Origin of the sequence: Spirulina sp. CCY15215, assembly GCF_016888125.1 — a bacterium.
In the GTDB taxonomy this organism is placed as follows: domain Bacteria; phylum Cyanobacteriota; class Cyanobacteriia; order Cyanobacteriales; family Spirulinaceae; genus CCY15215.
On the sequence record NZ_JACSWA010000417.1, the window covers coordinates 1 to 9611 of the forward strand.

7 protein-coding genes are annotated in these 9611 nt (G+C 43.3%); 3 read left to right on the plus strand and 4 right to left on the minus strand.

The window, feature by feature from the left end:
• Positions 1–117: 117 nt before the first annotated feature.
• Together JUI58_RS11845 and map are read left to right on the plus strand one after the other, a co-directional pair.
• Positions 118–600, plus strand: a complete 483-nt coding sequence (locus JUI58_RS11845; RefSeq protein WP_204103996.1) for a hypothetical protein — start codon at positions 118–120, stop codon at positions 598–600.
• A gap of 88 nt (positions 601–688) precedes the next feature.
• The gene (gene map / locus JUI58_RS11850; protein ID WP_204103997.1) at positions 689–1459 is read left to right on the plus strand and encodes a type I methionyl aminopeptidase; all 771 of its coding nucleotides are present in this window, start codon (positions 689–691) and stop codon (positions 1457–1459) included.
• A 121-nt stretch (positions 1460–1580) separates the two neighbouring features.
• Here the strand turns inward: map and glnA are convergent, their stop codons facing one another.
• The gene (gene glnA / locus JUI58_RS11855) at positions 1581–3005 is read right to left on the minus strand and encodes a type I glutamate--ammonia ligase (RefSeq protein ID WP_204103998.1); all 1425 of its coding nucleotides are present in this window, start codon (positions 3003–3005) and stop codon (positions 1581–1583) included.
• A 300-nt stretch (positions 3006–3305) separates the two neighbouring features.
• Between glnA and apcB the strand changes: the two genes are divergently transcribed.
• Positions 3306–3815 (plus strand): allophycocyanin subunit beta, encoded by a 510-nt coding sequence (gene apcB / locus JUI58_RS11860; protein ID WP_204103999.1) that lies wholly within the window; start codon positions 3306–3308, stop codon positions 3813–3815.
• A 109-nt stretch (positions 3816–3924) separates the two neighbouring features.
• Here the strand turns inward: apcB and JUI58_RS11865 are convergent, their stop codons facing one another.
• The 3 genes from JUI58_RS11865 to JUI58_RS11875 all read right to left on the minus strand — a co-directional run bounded on the left by JUI58_RS11865 (position 3925) and on the right by JUI58_RS11875 (position 9409).
• Positions 3925–5280 (minus strand): HAMP domain-containing sensor histidine kinase, encoded by a 1356-nt coding sequence (locus tag JUI58_RS11865; protein ID WP_204104000.1) that lies wholly within the window; start codon positions 5278–5280, stop codon positions 3925–3927.
• A 70-nt stretch (positions 5281–5350) separates the two neighbouring features.
• Positions 5351–5929: a hypothetical protein gene (locus tag JUI58_RS11870; RefSeq protein WP_204104001.1), complete on the minus strand. Its 579-nt coding sequence runs from the start codon at positions 5927–5929 to the stop codon at positions 5351–5353.
• 135 nt (positions 5930–6064) lie between these two features.
• Positions 6065–9409 carry a DUF4347 domain-containing protein gene (locus tag JUI58_RS11875; RefSeq protein ID WP_204104002.1) on the minus strand — a complete coding sequence of 1115 codons (3345 nt, stop codon included), beginning with the start codon at positions 9407–9409 and terminating at the stop codon, positions 6065–6067.
• Between the last annotated feature and the right edge of the window lie 202 nt (positions 9410–9611).

Consider the following 9611-nt stretch of genomic DNA (forward strand, 5'->3'; position numbering starts at 1 on the left):
AGGAGTCTGTTGACAGACTTGGAGAAAGCGCGGTTTTAACCCGCTTTCGGTGGATTAACCACAGAATCCCCGTCTTTTTAAAGCGGGGAGATGTCAAGCATTCAACCCTGTAACCCAATGCTTGCCCAATACCGCAAACTGATCAGCCTGTCCTTAACCTCTGTCGATCTGCCCCTACAATCTACCCTTGAAACCATCGCAACCCTCCATCGTAAAGATGCCGAACGATTTCATCTTGTTTTAAAACAGCCTCCTTTTCCCGATCGCCTTCCCCATCAGCCTCAGACAGCTTTAAATGGCAATCAAAACGACGGTCTTTTATGGCTAGAATTATCCGCACATCGCGTCATTATGACCATGCAGGGGCAAGGAAAACTTGGCTATCGTCACTGCTGGGAAAAAGATAGTGATGGGACAAGTCGCTATTGGTTACAAGATGAAACCCTCGATGCCGCCAACTCCCTGCACCTGAAAAATTTTACCCGTCGGTTACAATTATCGGGGGACTTGCTGCCCGATCGCCTGCATCTGGAATATGAACTCTACTCCGGTAAAATGCAGTTAGGGCAGTATATTTTAAATTTGCACATTCAACATTAACTATTAACTCAGATTGGGCGATCGCAGAAGGGAGAGAAGAAATTAGAATGGAAATATTGAGAAAATACCAGAAGTACACATAAATTAAATGGGTAGCGAACAAATTACACTTTTATCACAGAGAGAAATCGAGGGAATGAGACGTGCGGGACAAGTGGCCGCCGAACTCCTCAATCATGTTGGCAAGATGGTCAAACCAGGCATTAGCACTCTCGAAATTAATGATGAGGCGGAACGATGGACACAAGAACGCGGCTTTAAAAGCGCCCCTCTGGGATATGGAAAACCACCTTTTCCTAAATCTATTTGTACTAGCGTCAACGAGGTGATTTGTCACGGCATTCCCAATGCAAAACAGATTCTCAAAGAGGGAGATATTATCAATATTGACGTTACTCCCATTGTAGACGGCTATCACGGCGACACATCCCGCACTTTTTTTGTGGGAACGCCTTCCCCAACGGCTCAAAAATTGGTAGAAGTGACGGAAGAGTGTTTATATCGAGGCATTGCGGCAGTAAAACCAGGGGGGAGAATTGGCGATATTGGAGCAGCGATCCAAAAATATGCTGAAGCGCAAGGGTTTTCCGTGGTGCGAGATTTTGTCGGTCATGGGGTCAGCCGCGTGTTTCATGCTCCTCCTCAAATTCCTCATTATGGTAGACAAGGAAAAGGGAAACGCTTGCGATCGGGAATGGTATTTACGATCGAACCGATGATTAATGAGGGGACGTGGAAGCATGAATTATTATCGGATGGGTGGACGGCGTTAACGAAGGATCGCAAGCTCTCGGCTCAATTTGAACATACGATCGCCGTGACTGTGGATGGTGTAGACATTTTGACGAAACCGCAGTGATGGTCTTAAATTTTATCGGTAATTTTATCGGTCAGTAAGCCAAAAAAACCAGCCACCCCGAAAGGTGGCTGCGATCGCACTAACACAATATTAACGCAATGTTGATATTTCTTTGAGTTAGTTAAGCGTCGTAATAAAGAGCAAATTCAAAAGGATGAGGACGCAAACGCATCGGGTTGATTTCTGTATCCAACTTATAGGAAATCCAGTTCTCGATAAAGTCTTCTGTGAAAACTTCCGGACCAGTTAAAAACTCATGATCGTTCTGTAGGCATTCCAAAGCATCTTCCAAAGACCCAGGAGTGCTAGGAATTTTGCTCAACTCTTCAGGAGATAAGTCGTAAATATCTACGTCCAAGGGAGAACCAGGATCGATCTGATTCTTAATGCCGTCAATACCCGCCAACAGCATCGCTGCAAAAGCAGTATAGGGGTTAGCCATAGCATCGGGACAACGAAACTCGAGGCGCTTTGCTTTAGGGTTAGGACCAGAGAGGGGAATGCGAACCGAAGCAGAACGATTTCCTTGAGAATAAGCCAAATTAACTGGCGCTTCAAATCCAGGCACTAAGCGCTTGTAAGAATTCATGGAAGGGTTGGTAAATGCCAACAATGCCGGAGCGTGCTTGAGAATGCCGCCAATATAGTGTAGTGCCATTTGACTCAGGTTCGCATAACCCCCTTCACCCCAGAAAAGAGGCTCGCCATTTTTCCAGATTGATTGGTGGGTGTGCATCCCGGAACCATTATCATTAAACAAAGGTTTGGGCATAAAAGTAGCACTGCGACCGTATTTCTTAGCCACATTTTTAACAACATATTTATAGGTCATTAAATCATCTGCGGCTTTGATTAAGGTGTTGAAGCGAACACCCAGTTCGTTTTGTCCTCCCGTTGCGACTTCGTGGTGATGTTTCTCGATGGGAACACCACAGGCCTTCATGGTGAGTAGCATTTCCGTTCGCATATCTTGCAAGGTATCCGTCGGTGCAACGGGGAAATACCCTTCCTTGTAGCGAGGTTTATAACCGAGGTTTCCTCCGGCTTCCTCTCGTCCGGAATTCCAACACCCTTCAACACTGTCCACGTAATAATAACCTTCGTGTTCGTTTTGGTCGAAGCGCACGTCATCGAAAATAAAGAACTCCGCTTCCGGTCCGAAGAAGGCTGTATCGCCAATTCCTGAATTTTTGAGATAGTCAACGGCTTTCGTGGCAATACTGCGAGGATCTCGAGCATATAATTCCCCCGTGCGCGGTTCTTTAATGCTACAGATCATGCTCAGGGTTTTTTCTTTGTAGAAGGGGTCGATCCAAGCAGTTTTGGAATCGGGCACCATAGACATATCCGATTCGTTGATGGCTTTCCAGCCGCGAATACTGGAGCCATCAAAAGCAACCCCATCAACAAAAGAGTTTTCGTCAATTTGATCTTGGTAAAAGGAACAGTGCTGCCATGTTCCGGGTAGGTCGATAAATTTCAGGTCGATAATTTGGATATTTTCATCCTGAATCATCTTTAAAACTTCTTGGGGTGTTTCGGGCATCTGAGAGGTGACTCCTTAATTTATTGCCTATTTTTAACCCCTCATCCTAGGGAGAGGTTTGGGGCTTTTTTGTATAAACAGATACATAATGCTGGGATCTCCGGCGATCGCGAATCTATAAAGATTACAAAACTGTAACGCCATAAACAAAATCTGGGGAAAAAGTCTGTTTTTTGAAGAAATGTATCAAAATGGCAGGAAAGACACTCTTATAGCTAAGAGCGGTCAGCCCTATGGGATGATAAATAAATTAAAAGTCATATCAATGTAAAAATCTTTTCCATTGGGAGTTCAGTTTTGATGAGAGATGCGGTAACAAACCTAATCAGAAACTACGATGTAGCCGGACGTTACTTCGATCGCAATGCGATGGATGACCTCAAGGCCTATTTTGCGTCAGGAATGGCACGGGTTGAAGTGGCTACCATGATTACAGCTAATGCGGCGGCGATCGTCAAGGCGGCCAGCGCTCAACTTTTCGAGACGGTTCCGGAACTTCTGAGTCCGGGAGGATATGCTTACACAACTCGCCGTTATTCTGCTTGTTTGCGGGATCTGGATTACTATCTTCGTTATGCCAGTTATGCTTTGGTTGCTGGAGATACAAATGTTCTAGATGAGCGGGTTTTGCAGGGATTGCGGGAAACTTATAATTCTTTGAATGTTCCCATCGGTCCGACGGTTGTAGGCATTCAAATCATGAAGGATATAGTCAAGGCAATGGCCAGTGAAGCTGGTATGGGTAATACTGCTTTTATCGATGCTCCTTTTGAACACATGGCTCGGGATTTTGGTGAGAAGGATATCTAATCTATTTAATAATGTAGAGACGTTAAAAAATTTAACATCTCTGTAGGGTAAAGCGATCGCCATTTCCTAGAGAAGCGGCGATCGCATTTTTTTGGCGGTTGTCCATTCACTAAGACCCACCTTTAGCAACGGGTAAAAGAACTGTAAATATTGTCCCGCAATTTAATTGACTTTCGACTTTAATCTGTCCGGAATGATTTTCGACGATCGCCTTAGCAATGGCTAAACCCAAACCCGATCCTGTTGGTTGCGAAAGAGTGCGATCGCGGGATCGGGAGGGATCGACTCGGTAAAAGCGATCGAAAAGATGAGGTAAATCTTTCTCAGGAATACCAATTCCTGTATCTTTCACCCTCACTTGTAACCATTCATGACGGCGATCTTTTTTAACCCGTTGTAATTCAATTTCGATTTTGGCTTTTTCTTCTGTGGCGATCGCGCGAGAATATTCAATCGCATTACTCATCAAATTAGTAAACAATCGCGCTAAACTATCCCAATCTCCCTCCACATTAAATAATTCTTCTTCTGTTTGTAAATTGTGTCGCTTTTCTGGTTCGATAATGTGTAAAAATAAAAGAATATCTTCTCGTTCCGCCACAAAACGTTGCTCTTCAATTGCCTCTATTAACAGTGCATCTAAGGGCAAACTTTGCAATTGACTTTGAGCAATTCCGCGATCGGATCGGGTTAAAAAAAGCAGATCGTTGACTAATTTTCCCAATCGTTGTGTTAACCTTTCTACAATTTGCAACTGTCTCTGCTGTACCTTGGGATCGCTGTCGGGATATTCCAAAGCCATTTGTACATTAGTTTGGATAGTTGCAATCGGATTTCGCAACTCGTGGGAGGCATCGGCGGTAAATTGTTCGAGACTTTGATAAGATTCCTTAATCGGTTCGATCGCCAGACCCGACAGCAGCCAACCAATGGCCGCAACGGAAGCAACCGTTAAACTCGTTCCCCAAATTAAATCATAAATTAACTTACGACTGGGTTTAGTCACCTCAAACCAAGGATGACTGACTCGCAAGTATCCCAAAACATAACGGCCTTGTTCGATCCGTTTCGTCACTTGTCGCAAAAGATAGGTTGGCGAAAGATGCACCGTAATTCCGCTTCCCGATAGTTGCAAAGGAATTTGAGGAGGAATGCTAAAGGTTGACCAGAGTAATTGTCCTTCAGGATCGAACCATTCGAGATCGATGCGATCCTCTGCTCTCGTTGGTGTATTATTGCGGAAACTAGCTGCAATATCGACGCGATCGCCCCCATTGGCTGCGGGTTGATGCTGAATGACTAGCGATCGTTCTACCACCTCGGTAACGTGCTTGAGAGTGTCATCAACGCGATCGATGAGAGTATTTCGTACATAGAAATAAAACCCAGTCGCAAAGACTAATAACAGTATAGCCGTAACGGTAGCATACCAAATAGCAAGGCGACGACGGGTAGCAAGAAACATAAAAACAAGAAAGAAAAGGGATAGGAGAAGAGGGAAATAATTCATCCCTCCTCATTCATCATTTTTTGTTTTAATTTGCTTTAACTTTTTCGGTTGTCTTATTCAAGAAACTACTAAAAACTTGCACAATCTGATAAACCCCTTCTGTTCCTCCAGAAATTAACGCACCTGTTAAAAATACATCCATAACATTAAAGCCCAAGGATTGATATTTGGACATTTCTTTTAGTTGACTGGGATCGATTAAGTTTCCCAAAATGCGAATCCCGACAACACTCACAAAAACCCCCGAAAGAAGCGTAATCCACAAGGCAAGTTTTCTCGTTACCGTTTTAAACTCTTGAATTTTAATATCAATTTCTTTTCGTTCTAACATCCATTGTTTGCGCTGTTCGGGAGTTTCATCTTCAATTGCAAGTTCGGCATCTAATCTCTCGATTTCGGCTTTGAGTTTTTCTTGTGCCGGATCTCGCCAAGTTGACATAATAACCTCCACGGCACTATGTTGTAGTGTAGCGACAAAAGCAATAATCGTTAATAATTGAAAAATATCATTGGGTCCAAAATTTCCGACCTGAATAACATCTTGAGAAACGGCTGTTAAAGACAACAATGCAACCAGTAAGATTGTGCCAATTATTTGAATCATTTTTTCGACTCCTGAAGTTTATCGTAGGGCTTGGTTTGTAGTTTAAGAGGAATTTTTCAGTTGGTCAAGATGTTTTAGGAAAAAGACAAAAATGTAAAGATTGAGCAGATATTTTTGCCCAATCTTGATGATTTTTTAGACCTGAGTAATATTAACCTCAACAATCATATCATTAAAGTCATTATCGCCCCCATTTACTAAATCTTCAAAGCCGAAGGTGTTATTTGCCAATAAGCGAATGTGATCGACTTTATCGGGATTTGCGCCTAAGAAGGGGAAATAGGCGATGATATCACTGTTAATATTGTTGGTATTATTCTCAAGTAAGAATTGATCCGGTGTTCCATTCATAATCATAAAGGGAACTAATAACGAACCTGCTGCAAATCCATGAGAGAATTCACCAATTCCTTGATTGAAAACCGAGAGTTCAATAGCCGTCAGTCGATTATTAATGGCTGCTGCTGCATATCCTGTATCTCCTGGTGCCAAACCATTCACTGTTCCATTTTCATCGCTGGCTAAAAAGAAGCCGACAGTGTTGCTAAAGTTAGCTTCTCGATACACTGTGAAACTACTACTAACAAATCCGGAAATACTTCGCAGATCGAGAAGTTCTTTGCCTTGCTTTTGAATACTGCCGACTCCGAGGGGAGTGCCTTCATTAGTTTGTTCGAGAAACACAGAAATTCCTTCTGTAAATTTAACTTGAAAACGCCCGGTTGTCACTTCTGTAAAGCTAACTTCTTGGGTGAGAATTTCACCATCAATGGTTTGGAGTTCGATCGCGAAGTTTTGATTGCTGGAGATTTTTTCGAGAATAAAGGTTTGTCGGCTGGCATTAAATCCATTGGGGCGAAAACGCGAGGGAAGGGCGGTAAAAAGAACGTCTGTTAGGGTACGATCGCCATTGGCATTTTGATAAACAATACTGATTTGCGTAATGCGATCGCTGGCATCGTCAGAGAGTTGAAATTTGAGATTTCCTCCTCCTTGACTGCCTGTTGTAAAGCGTTTGAGACTACTATTTACTTGTAGGCGATCGGAGAATATGAAACCTGGGGAATCTGTACCTGGGGAATCTGTACCTGGGGAATCTGGAATTGTTATTTGGCTAACATTGCCACCCAAACTAAAGTTATAGATGCTATCTGTCAAACTTGTATCGCTGGTTAAGAAAGAAAGTTCTCCTGTGTAGTCTCCCAGTGCTAAGGCATCTAATTTAACGGTAAAAGTGACATCGCTATTCGGGGCGATCGTGGCAGGAAAGTCACCCACCAAACTAAACCCGTCGGGAAGCATAAAATCGCTTAAGTTGAAAGCACTACTATCAGTATTTTTGAGGGTAAAGGCAATGGTAATAGGGTCATTTTTAGTAGTTGTTCCAAATTGAAAAATACCTGTATCATCGGGAATAAAAGTTTGATCGGTGCTAAAAACTTGTAATTTGACATTGGGATCGAAAACTGTTCCTTTAATATTAAAATTATAAGGATTGTTAATCTCAGTATCGTTGGTTTGGAAAGAAAGATCCCCTGTAAATGTACCCGCGCTAGAGGCATCTAATTGGACAGTAAAGGTTTGTGTTTGGGGGGCATTGGGGTCGTTAGTTGCTGCAATGCTATTGGGAAAACCTCCGACGAGACTAAAACCATCGGGTAAAGTCAAACTCCTCAAACTTAAAGGGAGTGTTCCTGTACTGTTAATGGTAAAAGTTTGTTGGAGTGTGGTTCCTTGAGAGGTCGCCCCAAAATCAATGCTTCCTGTATCATCTGGAATGACGATCTCCGGGTTCGAGGCATATTTAACCTCACTACTGCTTTGTGCGCCAGTTTCATAGGCACCAATATCGGGGACTCCGATCGCCACGGCACCGCGCTGATCTCGATCGAATCCGTTTCCTGCATCGATCGCCGGACTGCCTGTTACTAAAGCATGGGTAAAAGGATCTCGTTCAAGTAAGCCATTGGCGGCCAAAGTCGTGTTGAGAATTTGGTCGATCGCGCGACTGTCAACAATATCGCTTCCTGTGCCGATCGATCCTGAAGTACCAGAGTTATTCCCGCCGATGAGATTATTGCTATTTCCTGTAATTGCCCCCACAACATCGGGACCAGATCCGCCTCCGGTATTGCCTGCAATAATTGAATTTTTAACTGTAAATGAGCCGCCACTACTATCATTAAAAATACCGCCACCCCCACTAATCCCTGTATTCTGCGTTAACGTACTATTGTTCACCTCAACAGTGCCGCCATTCCTGTTGCGAATCGCTCCCCCCTGGTCGCCTTGATTGCCACTGAGAGTACTGCTATTAATAATTAACTTAGCATTAGCGCCATCATTTTCAACAACCCCACCATCCGTTGTTGTACCTAAAGATTTATTAGCATTAATCGTGCTGCCATTAATGTTGACTTCCCCGTTGAAGTTGGCGATCGCACCTCCTTCATCCAGTGCTTCATTATTGCGAATCGTACTGTTATAAATGGTGACTTTGCCGCGATCGTTAAAAATTGCACCGCCATCGTCACCCCCAACAGTTGCGACTCCACCAACAATCTCCAAATTGGCATTCCCATTTTCGAGAGTGATATCATTTAAAGTCAAATCTCCCATTGTAGACTTTGATTGTGATGTTGTTCCGTCAACATAGATGAGGCGAAATGCTTCTGAAGCGCTAGAACTGCTACGAATGATGGAATCATTGCCATTAATTATAATTTTTGTCAGAATAGCGGGCAAGCCACTCCAACCGCGATTGAGATTGGGACCGTCTGAGGGAGTATTAAATGGACCGGTGTGACTAAGTAATTCATAAGTTCCATTTGAGGCTAGATTAATGGTAGAATCGCCTCCTTCATTAGCGGCACTAATTGCGTCAATTAGCCCTTGAACGTCTCCATTAGCAATATTGATTAACACGGCTGGATAAGTTGCCATCACCTCGGTTTCAAAGGCTAAATCGGACTTAATTGCCCCTGTTTGATAGTCTAACTGCCAATTTCCTTCTAGGGCAGCATTTCCGGTTAAGTTCAAGGATGCTGCAATTTTAGCTGAGGTGATTTTGCTTAAAGCCTTGACAAATTCGCGTCCTTGTGCAGTCTTGGCAACTTGGCAACCGTAGAGGAGGATATCGCGATCGCCTTCAATTCCCATGCCCCATTGTTGGAGAATAGGAACATATTGCGCTAAATTATCGAAACTGAGTTTTATACTGCCAAGATAGAGGCTTCCTGGTGCGCCGTGAGAGATGAGGTGTAGGCTGGTAAATCCCGTATGTTTCCGCAAATAGTCGCTAATTTGAACGATTCCATCTCTGGTAGGATCGAGTTGCAAAACCGTTGCACCCGCAAGAACTCCCATTGCTAAATGCTGGAAATCGGCGATACTGGGATCGATAATGACGAGCATTCCCCGTCCTTGAGGAGTTAAAACGTTTTCTCGGGAGATGCTAGAAACCTGATTGGAATAATTCATTTTTGTTCTCGTTTTTGTTTAAGTCGAACTTAAGTTTAGATTTGGGAATATTTCTAGAATAGCATTAACCCATCAAAGTACAAAAGCACCCTGTCCCGCCCAGCACATCGCTATCAACTATCAACTATCAACTATCAACTATCAACTATCAACTATCAACTATCAACTATCAACTATCAACTATCAACTATCAACTATCAAC

What these genes read in the sequence shown, in the direction of transcription:
- JUI58_RS11845 (WP_204103996.1), top strand. Translation starts at nt 118, where the DNA reads ATGCTTGCCCAATACCGCAAACTGATCAGCCTGTCCTTAACCTCTGTC.
- map (WP_204103997.1), top strand. Translation starts at nt 689, where the DNA reads ATGGGTAGCGAACAAATTACACTTTTATCACAGAGAGAAATCGAGGGA.
- glnA (WP_204103998.1), bottom strand. Translation starts at nt 3,005, where the DNA reads ATGCCCGAAACACCCCAAGAAGTTTTAAAGATGATTCAGGATGAAAAT.
- apcB (WP_204103999.1), top strand. Translation starts at nt 3,306, where the DNA reads ATGAGAGATGCGGTAACAAACCTAATCAGAAACTACGATGTAGCCGGA.
- JUI58_RS11865 (WP_204104000.1), bottom strand. Translation starts at nt 5,280, where the DNA reads ATGTTTCTTGCTACCCGTCGTCGCCTTGCTATTTGGTATGCTACCGTT.
- JUI58_RS11870 (WP_204104001.1), bottom strand. Translation starts at nt 5,929, where the DNA reads ATGATTCAAATAATTGGCACAATCTTACTGGTTGCATTGTTGTCTTTA.
- JUI58_RS11875 (WP_204104002.1), bottom strand. Translation starts at nt 9,409, where the DNA reads ATGAATTATTCCAATCAGGTTTCTAGCATCTCCCGAGAAAACGTTTTA.